20 protein-coding genes are annotated in these 17,942 nt (G+C 31.2%); 7 read left to right on the top strand and 13 right to left on the bottom strand.

The features are described 5' to 3' along the window. Position 1: 1 nt before the first annotated feature. The 9 genes from atpH to KHA98_RS14460 form a co-directional block, all read right to left on the bottom strand. Entirely contained in the window at positions 2-535 is a 534-nt protein-coding gene (atpH, locus tag KHA98_RS14420; protein ID WP_213258626.1) for an ATP synthase F1 subunit delta, read from the bottom strand. Between the two features lie 4 nt (positions 536-539). After that, a complete protein-coding gene (locus KHA98_RS14425) occupies positions 540-1,040 on the bottom strand; it encodes a F0F1 ATP synthase subunit B (RefSeq protein ID WP_026727280.1) in 501 nt (166 codons plus the stop codon). Between the two features lie 86 nt (positions 1,041-1,126). After that, positions 1,127-1,324 (bottom strand): ATP synthase F0 subunit C, encoded by a 198-nt coding sequence (gene atpE, locus KHA98_RS14430; RefSeq protein ID WP_008465835.1) that lies wholly within the window; start codon positions 1,322-1,324, stop codon positions 1,127-1,129. Positions 1,325-1,357: 33 nt separating this feature from the next. After that, complete coding sequence (gene atpB, locus KHA98_RS14435; RefSeq protein WP_213258627.1) at positions 1,358-2,536, bottom strand: F0F1 ATP synthase subunit A; 1,179 nt, start codon at positions 2,534-2,536, stop codon at positions 1,358-1,360. Positions 2,537-3,105: 569 nt separating this feature from the next. After that, positions 3,106-3,327, bottom strand: a complete 222-nt coding sequence (locus tag KHA98_RS14440) for an AtpZ/AtpI family protein (RefSeq protein ID WP_213258628.1) — start codon at positions 3,325-3,327, stop codon at positions 3,106-3,108. Beyond that, a complete protein-coding gene (locus KHA98_RS14445; RefSeq protein WP_213258629.1) occupies positions 3,305-3,706 on the bottom strand; it encodes a bactofilin family protein in 402 nt (133 codons plus the stop codon). The genes KHA98_RS14440 and KHA98_RS14445 overlap by 23 nt, the downstream gene beginning before the upstream one ends. Before the next feature lie 3 nt (positions 3,707-3,709). Then, positions 3,710-6,325: a type IX secretion system periplasmic lipoprotein PorW/SprE gene (gene porW, locus KHA98_RS14450; protein ID WP_213258630.1), complete on the bottom strand. Its 2,616-nt coding sequence runs from the start codon at positions 6,323-6,325 to the stop codon at positions 3,710-3,712. Positions 6,326-6,412: 87 nt separating this feature from the next. Continuing rightward, entirely contained in the window at positions 6,413-7,108 is a 696-nt protein-coding gene (locus KHA98_RS14455; protein WP_213258631.1) for an ABC transporter ATP-binding protein, read from the bottom strand. A gap of 62 nt (positions 7,109-7,170) precedes the next feature. Continuing rightward, positions 7,171-8,631: a DUF5687 family protein gene (locus KHA98_RS14460; RefSeq protein WP_213258632.1), complete on the bottom strand. Its 1,461-nt coding sequence runs from the start codon at positions 8,629-8,631 to the stop codon at positions 7,171-7,173. A gap of 127 nt (positions 8,632-8,758) precedes the next feature. Between KHA98_RS14460 and KHA98_RS14465 the strand changes: the two genes are divergently transcribed. The 3 genes from KHA98_RS14465 to KHA98_RS14475 all read left to right on the top strand — a co-directional run bounded on the left by KHA98_RS14465 (position 8,759) and on the right by KHA98_RS14475 (position 10,907). Beyond that, on the top strand, positions 8,759-9,811 hold the full coding sequence (locus tag KHA98_RS14465; protein WP_213258633.1) for a 2Fe-2S iron-sulfur cluster-binding protein: 1,053 nt from the start codon (positions 8,759-8,761) through the stop codon (positions 9,809-9,811). Between the two features lie 108 nt (positions 9,812-9,919). After that, the gene (locus tag KHA98_RS14470; RefSeq protein ID WP_213258634.1) at positions 9,920-10,228 is read left to right on the top strand and encodes a hypothetical protein; all 309 of its coding nucleotides are present in this window, start codon (positions 9,920-9,922) and stop codon (positions 10,226-10,228) included. A gap of 271 nt (positions 10,229-10,499) precedes the next feature. Then, on the top strand, positions 10,500-10,907 hold the full coding sequence (locus KHA98_RS14475) for a hypothetical protein (protein WP_246522348.1): 408 nt from the start codon (positions 10,500-10,502) through the stop codon (positions 10,905-10,907). Here the strand turns inward: KHA98_RS14475 and KHA98_RS14480 are convergent. Both KHA98_RS14480 and KHA98_RS14485 read right to left on the bottom strand, forming a co-directional pair. Beyond that, on the bottom strand, positions 10,896-11,903 hold the full coding sequence (locus KHA98_RS14480) for a glycosyltransferase family 9 protein (protein WP_213258636.1): 1,008 nt from the start codon (positions 11,901-11,903) through the stop codon (positions 10,896-10,898). The two genes, KHA98_RS14475 and KHA98_RS14480, sit on opposite strands and share 12 nt — an antisense overlap. A 40-nt stretch (positions 11,904-11,943) precedes the next feature. Beyond that, a complete protein-coding gene (locus KHA98_RS14485; RefSeq protein WP_213258637.1) occupies positions 11,944-12,549 on the bottom strand; it encodes a DUF4254 domain-containing protein in 606 nt (201 codons plus the stop codon). A 110-nt stretch (positions 12,550-12,659) separates the two neighbouring features. On the opposite strand from KHA98_RS14485, the gene upp reads away from it, so the two are divergent. Then, on the top strand, positions 12,660-13,313 hold the full coding sequence (gene upp / locus KHA98_RS14490) for a uracil phosphoribosyltransferase (protein ID WP_213258638.1): 654 nt from the start codon (positions 12,660-12,662) through the stop codon (positions 13,311-13,313). On the opposite strand, the gene KHA98_RS14495 is transcribed toward upp, so the two are convergent. Continuing rightward, the gene (locus KHA98_RS14495; RefSeq protein WP_213258639.1) at positions 13,308-14,237 is read right to left on the bottom strand and encodes a DUF6427 family protein; all 930 of its coding nucleotides are present in this window, start codon (positions 14,235-14,237) and stop codon (positions 13,308-13,310) included. The two genes, upp and KHA98_RS14495, sit on opposite strands and share 6 nt — an antisense overlap. 134 nt (positions 14,238-14,371) lie before the next feature. Here KHA98_RS14495 and KHA98_RS14500 point away from each other — a divergent pair, with 134 nt between their 5' ends. Then, the gene (locus tag KHA98_RS14500) at positions 14,372-14,602 is read left to right on the top strand and encodes a DUF6341 family protein (RefSeq protein WP_089354137.1); all 231 of its coding nucleotides are present in this window, start codon (positions 14,372-14,374) and stop codon (positions 14,600-14,602) included. A 43-nt stretch (positions 14,603-14,645) separates the two neighbouring features. Here the strand turns inward: KHA98_RS14500 and purD are convergent, their stop codons facing one another. Continuing rightward, positions 14,646-15,920, bottom strand: a complete 1,275-nt coding sequence (purD, locus tag KHA98_RS14505) for a phosphoribosylamine--glycine ligase (RefSeq protein WP_213258640.1) — start codon at positions 15,918-15,920, stop codon at positions 14,646-14,648. Between the two features lie 135 nt (positions 15,921-16,055). Here purD and KHA98_RS14510 point away from each other — a divergent pair, with 135 nt between their 5' ends. Both KHA98_RS14510 and KHA98_RS14515 read left to right on the top strand, forming a co-directional pair. Then, positions 16,056-17,366, top strand: a complete 1,311-nt coding sequence (locus tag KHA98_RS14510; protein WP_213258641.1) for a phenylacetate--CoA ligase family protein — start codon at positions 16,056-16,058, stop codon at positions 17,364-17,366. A 42-nt stretch (positions 17,367-17,408) separates the two neighbouring features. Beyond that, complete coding sequence (locus tag KHA98_RS14515) at positions 17,409-17,936, top strand: ORF6N domain-containing protein (protein ID WP_213258642.1); 528 nt, start codon at positions 17,409-17,411, stop codon at positions 17,934-17,936. Positions 17,937-17,942 lie beyond the last annotated feature (6 nt).

A 17,942-nucleotide genomic window follows, 5' to 3' on the forward strand; every position in this document is an offset into this window, starting at 1 on the left:
ACTAATTACTTAACTCTCTTTTTAATACTTGTAATCTGTTTGCAACAGAAGCGTTGTATTGATTATCTCCTATTCTCAAAATAAATCCTCCAATAATTGCAGGATCTACTATATTTTCAATTGTAATTTTTTTATCTGATAAAGTTGCAACTTTAGCCAAAACTTTAGCTTCTAATGCTGCGTCCATTGGAATTGCTGTTGTAACTTTTGCTACTTCAACACCATTGCTTTCATCAAATAATCTTTTGTATTCTATTGCAATAGCTTCTAGAATTTCAAATCTTTTGTTTTCAAATAATAAATGAAATAAACCTTTAGTTACTCCATTTACACTTGCAAAAACTTCTAAAAGAGCACTTTCTTTAACTTCAACTTTTGTAGTTGGGTTTTGAATAAATGTACTCAGTTCTATATTCGATTCAATTGCTTCAGCAATTGACTTCATATCGTTATTTACAGCTTCGGCAACACCTTTAGAGTTTGCTAAGTCCAGAATTGCTTTTGCATAACGAATTGCTGCTCTTGTACTTGCCATAATCTTAGTTTAACTTTACGTCACCTAACATTTTCTCTACTAATTTAGTTTGAGATTCTTTGTTAGATAATTCTTCTTTCAATAATTTTTCAGCGATGCTTAATGATAAAGTTGAAACCTGAGATTTCAATTCTGCCATTGCAGCATTTTTTTCACTTTCGATAGCAGCTTTAGCTTGCTCAATCATTTTTTGACCAGCTTCTTGTGCTTCGTTTTTAGAATCAGCAATCATTTTCTCTTTCATTTCGCGAGCTTCTTTTAACATCGCGTCACGTTCTGCACGAGCTTCATTCAAAATTCTTTGATTGTCTGCTTGTAAATTTTCCATTTCTCTCTTTGCATTTTCAGCAGAAAGTAATGCATTTTTAATACCTTCTTCTCTTGCAGTAATAGACTCCATAATTGGTTTCCATGCAAATTTTACTAAAAGCAAAATTAATACTAACAAGATCAAAGCTTGCCAAAAGAATAAACCGAATGAAAAATCGTTAATTAACTTATCCATTTTATAACTATATTAAATATTTAATTTCTTTTTAAAGTAACAACACCTTTAACCAACCGTCAAAGATGTTGTTATTTTTTTCTTTATTATTTTCCTAAGATCAAAGCAGCAAATGCTAAACCTTCTAATAAAGCCGCGATAATAATCATCGCAGTTTGGATTTTACCAGCAGCTTCTGGCTGACGAGCAATAGCGTCCATAGCAGATCCACCGATTTTACCTAAACCTAAACCTGCACCGATTACTACTAAACCAGCACCTACTAAAGTTGGAATTGTTCCCATAAGTATTTATATATATAAAATTAAACTTCTAAATTAAATAATTGCATTTTCTTCATCATGTCCGTGATCATCATGGTGGTGATCCTGAACTGCCATACCAATAAACAATGATGATAACATTGTAAAGATAAACGCTTGCAAGAATGCAACTAAAACTTCAATAACAGAGATAAACAATGTTAATCCAAAAGAGATTGGTAAATCTGCTGCTAAATTTTTTCCAACGAAAATCATTCCGATCAAACTCATAACTACTACGTGACCTGCAGTAATATTTGCGTACAAACGAATTAATAATGCGAATGGTTTTGTTAATGTTCCTAAAATTTCAATTGGAGCTAAAATAATTTTCATTGGAACCGGTACTCCTGGCATCCAGAAAATGTGTCCCCAATAATCTTTGTTTGCACTAAATTGTGTAATGATGAAAGTAAATGCTGCTAAACAAACAGTAATAGCAATATTTCCTGTTACGTTAATTCCAAGTGGAGTCATTCCTAATAAGTTCAAAATCCACACAAAGAAAAATACTGTCAAAAGGTACCCCATATATTTACGGTATTTTTTCTCTCCAATATTTGGAACAGCAATTTCGTCTCTGATGAAAATAATAAGTGGTTCTAAAACTCTTCCAAATCCAGTTGGGATTGGTCCTTTTTTATATGATCTTGCTAAACCAGTAAACATAAAGAATAATAGTACTGAAACAAGAAGCATTGCAAAAACATTTTTTGTAATAGAAAAGTCTAAAGGCTTTTCATTTTCAGGATGACCGTGCTCATTAAAAGTAATTGTTCCGGCTGCATCTGTTTTGTAGATTTTACCGTGAACCAATTTGTAGAAGTTTCCATCAACTTCTGCAACTGCTTCACCGTGGTGTAATTTTGAAGAAGAGAAAATTTTCAAACCTCCGTCAATTAAAATAACTGGTAATGGAAAACCATAGTTTTTATTTTCCTTTTCATCTGAAAAGAAAATGAAGTCATGAGAATCTTGTAAGTGGTGATCAATAAAAGCATCCACTTTTGCTTTTGGATCAAGAGCTGCATGCTCTCCTTCCGCTGGAGCGTTATGTGAAATTACTTTCTCTTCATGAACTGTTTCAGTTTGAACATGCGTTGAATCATTCTCTGAGTTTGCAAAACCCATAATTGGCAGAGAAGCTACAAAAGCTGCAAGAATAAAGCTGAGTGGTTTGTTTGAAATCACCATATCGTGGAAAATCTTATTTTTTTACGTTTCTAAAATTTGGTGCAAAGGTACATTTTTTATTAATATTCAAAAGGATATGAAAAATTATTTTTGAACCTTGTTTTAAAGAATCCTTATTTTAACGCTTTTCATTTAATAATCGGACAGTTAAAAGCGTCTCAAATAACAAAAACAAAATAAATGTTATAAAAAAACTGACTTTTTCAACAGCCACTGTTTCGGACTTGTTTTCTAAAATTGGTCTCAAAATTAAATATCCTAATAACATTTGAGTAAATGTTCCGAATAAGAAAGCCATTCCGACGATTTCAAAATTCTTCTTTTTTACTATTAATAATATTAGGTATAATAAGGCAGATAATCCGAAAAAAATTAAATATAGAAATTCGATACTATAATAAAAATTCCGGGCATTGATATCTAAAGCAAAAAAAGCACCTTTATGCAAGATACAGGCAGATAAGGCAAAAATGAATAACGATAAAACAGGTTTGTAATTTTTTGAAAGCATATGAGATAATTTTATGCAAAGATGCAACTTTTATCTAAAGCTCCCAGAAATGAAAAAATTACTTATTAATATCGTTAACCTGGCGTATAACATTATATAATGCAAGGCCAACACCGGCCATTACAAAAATTGTATTATAATAAACTTTTGGGCTTGGATGATTCTCATCAAGCCAGGTGCCGAAATAAGAGAATAAAAAGATAATAACTCCCATTTGAAAGGGAATATTAATGAGCGCAAGCCATTTATTCCTTTTATTATTTTTCGGTTCCTTTTCCATCTTCTAACATTATTACCTGATTAGAATTGGTTAACATAGTACAGGTTGCTGTAAAATCTGCCCCCGGCTCTATCGAAAGTTTTCCAACCGCTACATCTCCATGAATACGTGCTGTAGCCTTTATATTAAGGACTTCTAAAACTTTTAATTTCCCTTGAAATTCTCCCTCAATATCAGCATTATGACAAATTATCTCCCCTTTTATAATGCCCGAAGCTCCAATTACCAGTTTTCCCTGTGAAGTGAAATTACCTATTAATTCTCCATCCAATCTAAAATCGGCTTTTGAAACAATATCTCCAACAATTGAAGTTCCTTCAACAATTCTGTTGGTTTTTCCTAAAAGTTCTGTACCGTTTTTTTTAACTTTATCAAACATTATTTATGGGGTTTTGGGGGCTAAATATGCATCAAGATTTTTCTTAATTTGTATTACCTTATAATTATCACTTGATATAATAACCGAAGGATTCGAGATTTTATATTTTTTATCATCTCTAAAAACACCTGAAAGATCTCTGGCATAAGCTTCAGATTTTAAACCATGAATAACTACAAAACTCTCTGTTTTATTGTATTTGTCAATAGAAGTTGTTAATCTTTCAAAATTTTCAACCAATAAAAAGACTCTGATCGCCTCTTGAATTTTTTTAATTGATTTAGTATCATTATTGGCAACCGGATATAGAATTTTCCAATTTTTTCCATCAACTGCCGTAAAATCAAGCTTTTCTAATTCAGGAATTTGTTTTTCTAAAATTTCACGAGCATTTTTACCTTCTTCACTATTCGGGTAATTATCAGCTACATTTTCCAATCCTTTTTTATAAGCCGCCAAACCATATACTTTTCCTAATGTACTCGCTTTCAATAACTCATATTTAGAAATAATATCTTCACCAGAATACTGATTAATCAAGTTATCTATATTATTTAAGACTTCATCAAACTGTTCATTCTCAAATAATTTATACCATTTTTGATATTCTTTATCTGCAGAGGCCAAATCTTCTGTATTCGTATTGTTTAAAATAAGAGCATATCTTGAGTTTGGATAATTTGTTGTTATATCCGATTTTATACTTTCTGCCTTTGCCGGATTTGTAATCTGATAAATTTTATACAAATTATACATTGAAGGTAAAATCAATTTCTCTTCAGGATTATTGCGTAATAATTGCTCCAATTTATCACTTGCTAAGTTATACTCTTTAAACTTTTCTTTATAAATAAGTCCTAATTGATAATAGGCAAAATTGCGTTCTTTACCAATACTATCCATTGCAATCTGGCTTGTTGGGAGTTGTTTTTCGTAAAAAGCGGTTGTATATTTTTCAACTACAACAGAATCTTTCAATGCATTTATAGAATCCTGACGTAAATTTAAAGAATCTTTTAAAGTTGGGTTGATCGTTGATTTTGAAGAAACAATTCTCCAATTACCAGCCAAAGATCTATTACCCCACATTTTTCTAAATTGCAGTTTCCCGTACGCAACTGTACTTGGATTGTAGAAATAAAATGTGCTCGCAGCATCATTTCCTGACGGCGGATTAAGCGCACCTGGCGGCATTATATCACTTTTTCCAAGCGATTGTGGGTTTACAGCTACTGGTGCATTACCTGAAGTTGTATTGCGCTCAATGTTTTCAAGTTTCTCTTTTTCTTTTTCTTCAGAAATTCGTTTTGCTTCGTCTTTCTGTTTAAGGTCAGCTATGTAATTTTCAAAATAAATTCTTCTTTCTTCGTCAGACAAACCTTTTACCCTAATTATGCTATCGTTGCGTTTGGCAATTCCTTCATATTTAATTACGTTGTCTAAGTTTTTTCTGTTTTTTTCAATAAATGCAAACTCTCTGGTTTTCGGGTCCAGTTTTACCAATGTACTGTCATAATATTTAGCAGCCATTGTATAATCTGTATTTTTAAAATACATATTCCCAATATTTCGATAAGTAGACGCTACTAAATAAGGATCTTTAGATTTTTGGTGTAATGATCTGTTATAAAACTCAAATGCATTATCCTGCTCTTTATTTTTATCGAAAAAAACAGCTATTTCATAAAAAAGGATATCATAATAAGGTCGGTTTTCACGATCGTTAACCAGTTTGTTGTACGTTTCAACAAACATATCGTGGTTTCCATTTTCATAATCAAACATCTGTGCTTTTTTGGCATACGCCTGCATCATATATTTTCGATCCATTTTTCGATTCATATCGATTACGGCATTATAAAAATATATGGCGCTGTCTCTTGCTCCAACTTCCTGGTACAATTGTCCTAAAATAAAACGGTATCTGGCGCGCTGGTCATTTATTTTTGTGAATTTTTCTGCAATTCTAAGTTTTGCAACTGCGCTGTCTCTTTGTTCTAAATTTAAAAAAGCTTCTGCTAATAAAGCATTTGCATCCGAAAAAGTCTGCTTATCCAGATCGGTCTTTTTTAATAATAGGTTAATATTTTTTACAACAATGGCATCATTTCCTAAACGCATATTGGTTTTTTCGCGCCATATTTTTGCTGTATAAATATTACTGCTGTTAGGATATTTGTATAAGATGTAATTGAATGCTTCAAGGGCAGGAATAAAACGCTGATCATAATATCTGGCTTTTCCAAGCATTAGGTACGCCTCATCTATTTGATAGTTTTTTTCTCGTCCTCCAATATTCATGGAGTGTTTCTGAATTGCTTTTGTTGCTTTGGTCTCCGCTAATTCAAAATCAGGATTTTTTGTTTTTTCTCCTTGTGAAAAATTTTCATCAAATTGCATTTTTTCAATTGGAAGCAGTTTCCAGAAATTATCCTGGTTATTGGCCTGAATAGATTTTAAACCTTTATCTAATCCTATTCCTCCATTGTACAAAATATTATATTTTGTACTTAAAGCATGGGAATTTCTGGACAAAAAGGTGTTTTTCTTGGTAGAACATGCTATCAAAAAGATCGAAAAAACAAGAAAAAAACTATATATACGAGTATTCTTTTTCAATAGAACAGATTTTAAAGCATAAACTTCTAAAAAACAATTTTAGTATAATGACTTGTAAAAATACGCTTCTTTTTGAAATATAGAAATTTAAACTGCAAAAAACGATTCCAGTTCTTGTAAGGTTTCTTTTGAGGTTTGAATATCTTTTACAATTTCGCCTTTATTAAGCGCCACAATTCGATCGCAAACCTCTACAGTGTGTTGTAAATCATGACTTGAAACCAAAATTGTAACGTTTGGATCATCAGCCAGTTCTTTAATAATTTTCTTTAATCGACTTACAGTCGTTGGGTCTAAATTGGCAAAAGGTTCATCTAATATTACAACTTGCGGATTTCCTATTAATGTTGCAATAATCCCAACTTTCTTCTGATTTCCTTTAGATAAATCGCGCAAATACTTTTTGTTGTTTAAAATTTCACCATTAAAAAACTCTTCATATTTTGCTAATAATACATCAATATCAGCTTTATTCTGATGACGTAAATCTCCAATAAAATAGAAATATTCTTCTGGAGTTAAATATCCTATAAGAAAGCTTTCGTCTAAGAACGAACCTGTAAAAGATTTCCAGTTTTCGCTAGTATTTACCTCAATATCATGACTTTTAATATTCCCGGTTGTGGGCTGAATCAGATCTAAAAGCAAACTGAAAAAAGTTGTTTTTCCCGCTCCGTTATTTCCCACTAATCCAAAACTTTGCCCTTTTGGAATTTCAAGATCATTAATATTTAAAACCGTTGTTTCGTTATATTTTTTTGAAAGTTGATTTACTACTATCATAATAATTTTAGATTTTTATTTTTTGATTAATTTTCTAATTGACACATTGGCTAATTATCTAATTAATTCTTTTGTTTATAAGCACTTATCGTACGATATTTTTCTCTTTTGTATATTTTTTCGATTAATGAAAAAACTTTGTCTTTAAAAACAAAACCTAAAACACCCGCTACTGCAACCAATGCAAGCCCAAGGTTTTTATTGTCAAAATAAAGACCAATTCCATAAAGTGCCAATGGAAGGAAAATTTTTGGAAGCGATAACAACATTGCATTGACATTGAATGCTTTTTTATCGCCAAAAGCTCCTCCGGCGTTACTTAAATCGATAGGAGTTTTTGTAAACGCTCCGCCCAAAAGAACTAAATGAGAATTAACGCCAATATTGTAAATTGCTCCAACAACGATCGTTAGATAAACTTCCCATCCATAAAAAAGATAAAACGAAGCCAAAATTGTTGAAATAAGTGTACCTATCACAATCAGCCACCATTTTGAAGTAATATATCCACGATACGGAATATTCTGCGTCATCATAAGCTGGTAATAAGAACTGTCCCAGCTTGGTACAAACTGACCAAAGACAAACAAAAATCCACCAGAAACGAATATTCCGGCAAAAATTTGCATCGCGACCGGCTGGTGTGTATTTCCAAAAAAGATAAGTCCGTAAAACAAGAAAACAATACTCATTACAACTGTCGTTTTTGATCGTTTATTTCTCTTAATTAATTTGATATCGTTTTTAAGAAAAGTTCCCAAAGTCCCGAATTGATTCAGCCACGACAAGTTTTCTGTTGCTGCAATATCCTGTTTTACAGAAAGTCCGGCATCTAAAAACAAATTGTTTTTTAAGTATTTAAAGCTAAAAACATACAATCCAATTAACACAAAAACCGGAATTAAAAATAACCCTTTACTTTCATAAAGTCCATGAAAAAATGGAGTCGAAAAAGCTGTAATATCAAATAACTTATAATATTGCGCAGCTCCAAAAGCAATAGCAAATGCAACAAAAACAACAAACAATTTATCGATATTGCTTAAAATAATATTCAAAAAGTTGTTGATATATATCAAAGCAAAAATGGCCAAAAACCAAAAGATAATTCCAACAACATCATATCCTTCTAAAAGAAGCACAATTGAAAAAGGAATAAAGAAAAGTCCATGAATCCAATTAAAAAAAGACAACATTGTTTTTCCCAAAGAAAAATGTACAATGGTTGGCTTTTTAAAAGGTAAAATCAATAATGATTTAATATTTAAAACCGGTATTGATTGCAATAACAATCTAATTACTAAATCAAGGACAAAATAATAGATTAAAAATTTGTTGACTGTTAAAAGTGGTTCAAGTTTCATATCTTTTAAGATATAAAATGCGCCAACACCCATTCCGATAAAAATTAATGAAAAATATAGTGCAATGAAACCAATTAAAATCTTCATTGCCAAATTTTTACCAAACGATGCAGATCTTGAAAAGGCCTTCCATTCGAGATAAATAAACTTCTTAATCATGGTTGTTTTGGTTGTTATTTTCTAGTAAGAGACCAAATGTAGGAAAACGTTACAAAAAAAGTTAAAAAAAATATTTAAGTAAGTGTGAATTACTAAGTGTTTGCTATTTTTGCAAAAAAAATAAACTATGCCTTCATTCTTAAAACTTATAATTAAAGAGGTAAAACGCGAAACTGCTGCTGCTGTTTCGGTACTTTTTAATGTTCCGGAAGAACTTAAATCTGACTATAAATTTATAGCTGGTCAATATATAAATTTAAAATTAACTCTTGATAATCAGGAAATTCGTCGTGCTTATTCTATTTGTTCTTCACCAGAAAGCGGTGAATTAAGAATTGCTGTAAAAGCCGTAAAAAACGGTTTGTTCTCTCAATTTGCAAATACAAAATTAAAAGCCGGAGATGTTCTTGAAGTAGGTCATCCGGAAGGTAAATTTACTTTTGAACCAGATCCTGAAAGACAGAGAAACTATGCCGCTTTTGTTGCGGGAAGCGGAATTACGCCTGTTCTCTCTATCTTGAAATCGGTTTTAAAAAATGAACCAAAAAGCTCATTTGTATTAGTTTACGGAAATAAAACTCCGGAAGAAACTATTTTTCACCAGGAATTGCACGATTTACAATTGCAATATGTTGGTCGCTTTTTTGTACATTATGTCTACAGCCAGACTAAAGCCGAAAATGCTTTATTTGGAAGAATTGACAAATCGGCTGTGAATTTTGTTTTAAATAACAAACACAAAGAACTTCAATTTGATAAGTTTTACTTGTGTGGTCCGGAAGAAATGATCAACACTGTTTCTAATATTCTGAAAGAGAAAAATGTAAAAGAATCTGCAATTAAATTTGAACTTTTTACTTCTTCTACTCAGGAAAATGAAATTCACGGATCTCAGGAAGGACATACAAAAATTACAATTTTGGTTGATGACGAAGAGACTACTTTTGAAATGTCTAAAAAACAAACTATTCTTGATGCAGCACTAAAACAAGGTGTTGACGCTCCGTATTCTTGTCAGGGCGGAATCTGCAGCAGCTGTTTAGGACGTGTTACAAAAGGAAGTGCAGAAATGACAAAAAATTCTATTCTAACCGATGGTGAAATTGCTGAAGGCTTAATTTTAACTTGCCAGGCACACCCAACATCAGAAACTATTTATGTTGATTACGACGACGTGTAATCCTTAAATTCCAAATATTTAAAATTCCAAATTCCAACTTTAAAACTGGAGTTTGGAATTTTTTTTATTTTTGAGATCTTTTGCCAAAGTTTAAAATTTTAAATTAAGATGAAATCAATTCGAGAAATATTTAGAAATAAACAATCGCTTTTGGAAGAAACAGAAGTGATGCAGCTTGTTGATTATTGTTCAGAATTACAAGATGAAATTGTGGAACTCAAATTTCAAAAAACAGATAATAAAGAACTTGCGATGCTTGATATGCTCAAAGAAGTTATAAAAGGTTGTGAAGCTCTGGAAAAAGAGCAAATGGAACATGAGCGATTTGGTTATGATGCTCCAGATTATCAGCACACAATCTCCAATCTTAAAAACTATATTTATAGCCGATGTAAGGATGAAAAAATATGGTTATAACACTAAAATATCTCAATAAAAAAAATCCAAATTCCAACTTTAAAGCAGGGATTTGGATTTTTTTTGTTTGATAATTAAAGATAAGTCATTATTATGGTGAAAAGATTCTATTATATTTGAAATTACAATAAAATAGATTTTTAGCTAAAATTTTGCTGAATTTTTATTATATTAGTGGTGAAATGAAAGTAATCGCAATTTCATAGTTTTGTTCTGGATCTATAGAACTAAATCAAATTTGTCACACATTTAAACCCTAAATATTATGACAATGCATCACATCCTTCGTTTATCATTTATAGCACTTTTTGTAATAACTTCTTTTGTTTGTGTGTATTTTATAATTAAAAAACACAGAAATAAAAAAGGTCCAAAATTACTTAACAAAGAAAAATATACTGCAACAGCAAGCGGGAAAATGACTGAAATAGCACTTTCCGACAAAAATATTTTTAATATCTGGCCGTATATCAGTAAATTAAAAAGTGCTAAAATATTGTCACATAAAATCAAAGAATCACAATTGGTGCATAAGGTCTATAGAAATTCAACCGCCGATTTTGAACACATTTTACTGTCTACAGAAAAAGAAAATCATTTTGTTGTAATTGTAGCTGACAGAAACAAAAAGAAAACAGTTGGGTATTTTCTATATGATTTAAATGGCTTATATGCTTAACAGTATCTTCTGAACAATTTTCTTTGGAGATATAGTTCTCATTGCATCTTCATAACCTTCAACAATCTTGTTTCCGTAAACAGATGTTGGTAGTTTAGGATATTCATTTCTATCTGATGTTAATGCATTATCTAAACTCTGATTAAATGGCAAGAATCCGGCATAAGGATGCGTAGCGCCCCAAAGTGTAATTACTTTTACTCCCAGCATTGCTGCAATGTGTGCATTTCCGGAATCCATAGAAAGCATGACATCCAGATTGCTTATTAGTTTTAATTCCTGCTGAAATTTGATTTTTCCAGCTACATTGATTACATTTTTATATGGTGCTGAAAGAGAATCTAAAATTTCAATTTCTTTTTTTCCGCCACCAAAAAGTAAAACGGTATGATCTTTATTTTCAGCCAGTTTTGTAATTACTTCCTGCATTAAATCTATAGGATATACTTTAGAATCGTACTGTGCAAAAGGTGCTATACCAATTAATTTTTGATAATTCTCTCCAATTAAATCTGTAATTTCTGCACTTAAAACGGCCTTTTTAGGAAATTCTGGATTAGATAAATCTAAAGAAAAACCAAGTTCTTGAAACACTTTTACATGTCGTTCAAACATAGTTGGCAATTGTTGGAAAATCTTATTTTCGGCACGGGTTAATTCTTTTTTTCCTTCACGACCTTTATCAACCGTTGCTCTTTTTTTTCCGCTTAAAGCGAAAAGTAAACTCACAACTTTAGATCGCAAAACATTATGAAGATCTGCAAAAGCATCAATTTCAAGTGTTTTTAAATCTTTGTATAATCGTAAAAGTCCGGGAAAACCTTTATGTCTTTCTTTTTCATCAAAAGCAAAAAATTCCAGATTCGGAATTCCATCAAAAAAAGGTTTAAAAAAAGGACGCGAAACAACTGTAAGTTTCACGCTTGGATACTGTTTTACAAAAGCTCGTAAAACAGGAACCGTCATGGCGACATCTCCCATTGCGGATAGTCTCATGACGGCTATGTGTTTTATTTTGGTGGACAAGTCTGCCAAATTATTTTTTATTTTGATATAATACCGGGTTCAATTCATCATCATTGTACATTTTCATTTGTTTGTACACTTTCATGAATTTGTCACCATTTTCGATATCAGTAAGTAAATCATCAATTGCTGTAGATAAGTCACTTCTTTGTTCTAAAAGTACATTTAATTTTTCCTGACATTTATCTCTGTGCTCTTGTGAAGCCTCAGCACGTGTAGCTTCTTCGTGCATGTGATAAATTTTTAACGCCAAAATAGACAATCTGTCAAATGCCCATGCAGGACTTTCAGAATTGATTTTTGCACCATCTTTTACTTTTACATTACTGTATTTTTGTAAAAAATAACTATCGATATATTCTACCATATCAGTACGTTCCTGATTTGAGGCATCGATTCTTCTTTTTAAAGTTAAAGCTGCAACCGGATCAATTTGCGGGTCACGAATAATATCCTCAAAATGCCATTGAACAGTATCGATCCAGTTTTTTAGATATAATAAATGCTCAAATTTATCCTTCGGATAAGGATTGTTTATTGGCTGATCAACATTATCAAACTGGTGATAATCTTTGATGCTTTGTTCGAAAACAGAATATGCTAATTTTGAAAACATGTCTTTAATTATTAGAGAGACAAAGATACTTTTTATACTTTTATACTGCGAAAAAAAGAAAGTATTTTTCGTTTTTAAACTTTTATTCGTTAATAAATTAAATCTTTAATATGAAAATTCATTATTTATCAGAAAAAAACAGCGTTTTAAATCATTTTCTGGGACAAATCAGGAATGTTAATGTTCAGAACGACAGCATGCGTTTTAGAAGAAATATTGAACGTATTGGAGAAATTATGGCTTATGAATTAAGTAAAATTTTACCTTATAAAGATGTTGAAATTCAGACTCCGCTAGGCATAAAAAGAACAACAGAAATTGAGAGTGATTTAGTATTATGCCCAATCTTAAGAGCCGGATTACCATTACATAATGGTTTTTTAAATTATTTCGATCATGCCGAAAACAGTTTTGTTTCGGCCTGCAGATTTCATCCAAACAATGATGATGAGTTTGAAATTTTAGTTGAATATCAGGCAATTTCGGATTTAAATAATAAAACTGTTTTATTACTTGACCCTATGTTGGCAACTGGCCAATCGATTGTAGCTGTTCATAAAAAGTTAATTGAAAATGCTACTCCAAACGAGATTCATATTGTAGTTATTATCGCTGCTCCAGAAGGAGTTGCTTATCTTGAAAAACACCTTCCGGATAATTGTCATTTATGGGTTGCCGCTTTAGACGAAAAACTAAATGAGAAAAATTACATCGTTCCGGGTTTGGGCGATGCCGGAGATCTTGCTTACGGCAGTAAATTATAATTGAGAAAAATAGGTAAATAAACTGCAGCAAATAAGTACATAGAATACAATCTCGTTGTTTAGTTTTTGCTGCACATATTCTACATGACTTGCCGCCATAATGGTTAAAGGCGTTATACTAAACAATAGTAAATCGTTGCTTTTATTTGGTGAAAGAATAAAAACAAAAGCTGCTATAAAAAAACAGGCTACCACTTTTTTGTATGAAGTATGTACAATTTGTGGCCTGTTTGATAGTGTTGTTAACATTGACACTACAAAAAATAAAGCAACTGCTACATAAATTGAAAGCGCACCATTTTCGTAATTATTTTTAAAATAATCTATATTTAAATCGATTACTGCTCTTTTTTCGAAGAATTCTATAGCATTAAAATGAAAGATAAGTGATACCAATAAAAAGATTATTGCTACAGCTAAAAGGGCTATAAATGGTAAAACCCAGTTTCTATAATCACGCGAAACGTGAAAAACAATCGAGATAAATACCAAAATTAGGAATAGAATACACCAAAATTGAAATAAAGAAGCTACTAAAATCCAAAAAGAAGCATCAAATATTTTTTCTTTTGAAGCTTTTAAGGACTGCAGAGAAATCAATCTTCGAAGTGCCAATAATAGAAAAAAGTTGGCATACAAAACGTTTGGATCATTAAATATTGTGGGGAAAAACAATATAAACAACAAGTAGAAAAATATCGAATATCCGTTGTCTTTACTGAGCCCGTTCTTTTTTACAATGAAATTAACCAGAAAAAAAGAAGCTAGTAAAAAGCAAAGTAAACTCACTTTTTGGAATGCCAAAAAAGGAACCGTTATCCAGGATGGTTCCTGAATTTGATAGAGAAAAAAGAAAACCAGTATTAAAATTACAACCAAAGAATAATTTAATGGCGTAGATTTTTTAAAAACACTTGTTATCATAAGGATATTTTATACTTTTGTGATTGTAAATATAATACTTGTTTAAAAGGAAAAACCAACAAGTTGAAAAAGATTCTTTATTTGAATTTTACTTCAATGCGTTAAAACAATAATAACATATAATTTTATAAATTATGACAGCTTTTTTTGAAGGAATACAATACTTATTCGTTAACATTTTGTTTGCTCCTCTTGACTTTTTACGTCATTTGGAATTAATTACATGGTTTGGTGCAAACACTATCAACTGGATTTTCATGACCATCTGTGCATGTGCAATCGTTTATTGGATTAAACAATTACGCATTTTTGATGACGCCGGAACAGAAAACCAAGATACTACAGCTCATTCATTTTTAAAATAAAAAACCAAACCCTTTAATTAAAAAGGGCTTGTGCATTTATTTTTTAGATTAAATCGAAGCCGATATCTTTTCTAAAATACATCTTATCAAAGCTTAGTTTATCTATGTTTTGGTAAGATTTTTTTATGGCCTCCTGGAAATTATCTCCGTATGATGTTACTGCAATTACACGTCCTCCATTAGTAACGACATTTTCGCCATCTAATTTTGTTCCTGCGTGAAAAACAATAGAATCTGTAATATTTTCTAAACCTGTAATTACTTTTCCTTTTTCGAAATCTTCAGGATATCCGCCAGAAACCACCATAACAGTTGTTGCACTTCTTGGATCAACCTCTAAATTAAAGTCTCCTAATTTCTGATCTGCAACAGACAAAAACAATTCAACTAAATCTGATTTTAATCTCGGAACCACAACTTCAGTTTCCGGATCTCCCATTCTTACGTTGTACTCAATAACGATTGGCTCATTTTTTACGTTGATCAAACCAATAAATACAAAACCTTTATATTCGATTCCGTCTTTTTGAAAACCTTCGATTGTTGGTTTTACGATTCGTGTTTCAATTTTTTCCATTAAAACAGCATCAACATAAGGAACTGGAGAAACTGCTCCCATTCCGCCTGTATTTAATCCTGTATCACCTTCACCAATACGTTTGTAATCTTTTGCTGTTGGAAGAATTTTATAATTTTTTCCATCCGTTAAAACAAAACAGCTTAATTCTATTCCGTCCAAAAATTCTTCGATAACCACTTTTGAACTCGCTGCTCCAAATTTTGAGTGAACCAACATGTTTCTTAATTCCGTTTTAGCTTCTTCAAGATCCTGAATAATCAAAACTCCTTTTCCTGCTGCTAATCCGTCTGCTTTTAAAACGTATGGAGGTTGTAAGGTTTCTAAGAACTCACATCCTTTTTCAACTGTTTCAGCAGTAAAACTGTCATAAGCTGCAGTTGGAATGTTGTGTTTCATCAAGAATTCTTTTGCAAATTCTTTACTTCCTTCTAATTGCGCTCCAAGTTTTGATGGCCCAATAACTGGGATATTTTTTAAGCTTTCGTCATTTTTAAAATAATCGTAAATACCTTTCACCAACGGATCTTCAGGCCCTACGACTACTAAACTTATATTTTCTTTAAGTACTAAAGCTTTTACGGCTTCAAAATCTGTCGCAGATATTGCTACATTTTCAGCAATTGCAGCAGTTCCTGCATTTCCAGGTACTACAAAAAGTTTTTCGCAAAGCGGACTCTGAGTCATTTTCCATGCAAAAGCATGTTCTCTTCCTCCTGATCCCAATAATAAAATTGTCATGGTGTTGTTGTATTTAGTTGTGGTGCAAAAATACTTGCTTTTGCACGTAAAAAATAATTAAATCTTTAAAAAGTTGTTGGTTCTATACTGTTAGTAATTCCTAAACATTATTTTTGATGAAAATTATTCTTAAAAATGATTCGCCTTTTTGATCTTACACTTCAACTAAACGGTTTTCCAATAAAGAAAGCTAAAGCAGAATTTGATAAAATTACTGCTATTCCAGAGGAAAATTTTGACGCCTATATTGAGCAGAAGAAAATCGAAATCGTCAATTATCATTTAAACAATAATAATTTTTACAAAGAATTAGCAAACATCAATTCTTATAAAAACTGGTCTGATCTACCAGTATTAAACAAAAGAAATCTACAAAAACCTCTTATTGAGAGACTCTCAAAGGGATTTTCTCAAAAAAATGTCTATATAAATAAAACTTCGGGTTCAAGCGGAGATCCAATGGTTTTTGCGAAAGATAAATTTGCACATGCTATAACGTGGGCAGATAATATACATCGATTTTCATGGCATAATATTGATTTCAACTTTTCTTTCCAAGCCAGATTCTATGGTATGCCCTTGAGTTTTTTAGAAAACAAAAAGCTCCGTCTTAAAGATTTTTTAAGCCATCGTTATCGTTTCAATATATTTGATTTATCGGATAAAAAATTAGAAATAATTTTAGAAAAATTTCAAAAAAGTAAATTTGATTATATAAACGGCTACACAACAAACATTGTTTTAATGGCTAAATATTTGAAGAAGAAAAATAAAGTACTAACCGAAATTTGTCCTACTTTAAAATCTTGTGTTGTTACCTCTGAGATGCTTTTTGAAGACGACAGGGTTTTACTCGAAAAACATTTAGGAGTTCCGGTTATCAATGAATATGGATCATCTGAAATAGGATTAATTGCTTTTGAAAATTCTAAAGGAGAATGGCAAGTTAACTCTGATACTCTTTTTGTTGAAATTGTAGACGAAAATGATCAACCCGTTCCTCTTGGGCAAGAAGGCCGAATTCTTATCACCAATTTATATAATAAAGCACATCCGTTCATTAGATATGAAGTTGGTGATTATGGTATTTTAGATGAAAAGAGTACCCCTAAAAAGCCGATTCTTAAAAAATTAATTGGAAGAAACAATGATGTAGCCATATTACCAAGTGGTAAAAAATCACCAGGTATGACTTTTTATTCGATTACCAAAAAACTCTTTGGAGACGATGGAAATGTCAAAGAATTTATAATAAAACAGACCAAAACAGACACTTTTGAAATTGAATATACCAGTGAAAATGAACTTAGTAATTTTGAAATTGATAAAATAGAAAAAGTGTTTTCAACTTATTTAGAACCTAATTTAAAGTATATTTTTATTCGAAAAGACAAATTAGAAAGAAGCAAAAGCGGGAAATTAAAGCAATTTACATCTTACTTTTAATATAAATAAAATCTTACATTTGTTTTTTTTAATTAAAAACTTATGGACGATCATTCTTTACTTTCTGAAGAAACAATTTCTAATAAAATATATTTTATTCGTGGACAAAAAGTAATGCTTGATCGTGATTTGGCCACACTTTATGGTGTTGAAACAAGAATTCTAAAACAAGCTGTTAAAAGGAATATATCACGATTTCCCGAAGACTTTATGTTTGAACTTAATAGATCCGAATTCGAAAATTGGAAATCACAAATTGTGATTTCCAATTCTGAAAAAATGGGTTTGAGGCATCTACCTACTGCATTCACTGAACATGGCGTTTTAATGCTTTCAAGTGTCTTAAAAAGTGATAAAGCCACTCAAACTAATATTCAAATTATGAGAATTTTCACGAAAGTGAGACAAATGCTTTTGGACACAACTGAAATTAAAATTGATATTCTTCAGATTCAGAAGAAGTTAGAGAATCATGATAAAAATATAGAATTGGTATTTTCTTATTTGGATGAATTAACTGAGAAGAAAGAAAATGAAACCGAAAGAATAAAAATTGGGTATAAAAAGTAATTTTTT

The sequence above is a fragment of the Flavobacterium branchiicola genome (genome assembly GCF_018383905.1).
GTDB classification, from domain to species: domain Bacteria; phylum Bacteroidota; class Bacteroidia; order Flavobacteriales; family Flavobacteriaceae; genus Flavobacterium; species Flavobacterium branchiicola.

Bases quoted from the DNA above. Each gene is read 5' to 3' on its own strand.
- atpH (WP_213258626.1), bottom strand. From the start codon at position 535: ATGGCAAGTACAAGAGCAGCAATTCGTTATGCAAAAGCAATTCTGGAC.
- KHA98_RS14425 (WP_026727280.1), bottom strand. From the start codon at position 1,040: ATGGATAAGTTAATTAACGATTTTTCATTCGGTTTATTCTTTTGGCAA.
- atpE (WP_008465835.1), bottom strand. From the start codon at position 1,324: ATGGGAACAATTCCAACTTTAGTAGGTGCTGGTTTAGTAGTAATCGGT.
- atpB (WP_213258627.1), bottom strand. From the start codon at position 2,536: ATGGTGATTTCAAACAAACCACTCAGCTTTATTCTTGCAGCTTTTGTA.
- KHA98_RS14440 (WP_213258628.1), bottom strand. From the start codon at position 3,327: ATGGAAAAGGAACCGAAAAATAATAAAAGGAATAAATGGCTTGCGCTC.
- KHA98_RS14445 (WP_213258629.1), bottom strand. From the start codon at position 3,706: ATGTTTGATAAAGTTAAAAAAAACGGTACAGAACTTTTAGGAAAAACC.
- KHA98_RS14455 (WP_213258631.1), bottom strand. From the start codon at position 7,108: ATGATAGTAGTAAATCAACTTTCAAAAAAATATAACGAAACAACGGTT.
- KHA98_RS14460 (WP_213258632.1), bottom strand. From the start codon at position 8,631: ATGATTAAGAAGTTTATTTATCTCGAATGGAAGGCCTTTTCAAGATCT.
- KHA98_RS14465 (WP_213258633.1), top strand. From the start codon at position 8,759: ATGCCTTCATTCTTAAAACTTATAATTAAAGAGGTAAAACGCGAAACT.
- KHA98_RS14470 (WP_213258634.1), top strand. From the start codon at position 9,920: ATGAAATCAATTCGAGAAATATTTAGAAATAAACAATCGCTTTTGGAA.
- KHA98_RS14475 (WP_246522348.1), top strand. From the start codon at position 10,500: ATGCATCACATCCTTCGTTTATCATTTATAGCACTTTTTGTAATAACT.
- KHA98_RS14480 (WP_213258636.1), bottom strand. From the start codon at position 11,903: ATGAGACTATCCGCAATGGGAGATGTCGCCATGACGGTTCCTGTTTTA.
- KHA98_RS14485 (WP_213258637.1), bottom strand. From the start codon at position 12,549: ATGTTTTCAAAATTAGCATATTCTGTTTTCGAACAAAGCATCAAAGAT.
- upp (WP_213258638.1), top strand. From the start codon at position 12,660: ATGAAAATTCATTATTTATCAGAAAAAAACAGCGTTTTAAATCATTTT.
- KHA98_RS14495 (WP_213258639.1), bottom strand. From the start codon at position 14,237: ATGATAACAAGTGTTTTTAAAAAATCTACGCCATTAAATTATTCTTTG.
- KHA98_RS14500 (WP_089354137.1), top strand. From the start codon at position 14,372: ATGACAGCTTTTTTTGAAGGAATACAATACTTATTCGTTAACATTTTG.
- purD (WP_213258640.1), bottom strand. From the start codon at position 15,920: ATGACAATTTTATTATTGGGATCAGGAGGAAGAGAACATGCTTTTGCA.
- KHA98_RS14510 (WP_213258641.1), top strand. From the start codon at position 16,056: ATGATTCGCCTTTTTGATCTTACACTTCAACTAAACGGTTTTCCAATA.
- KHA98_RS14515 (WP_213258642.1), top strand. From the start codon at position 17,409: ATGGACGATCATTCTTTACTTTCTGAAGAAACAATTTCTAATAAAATA.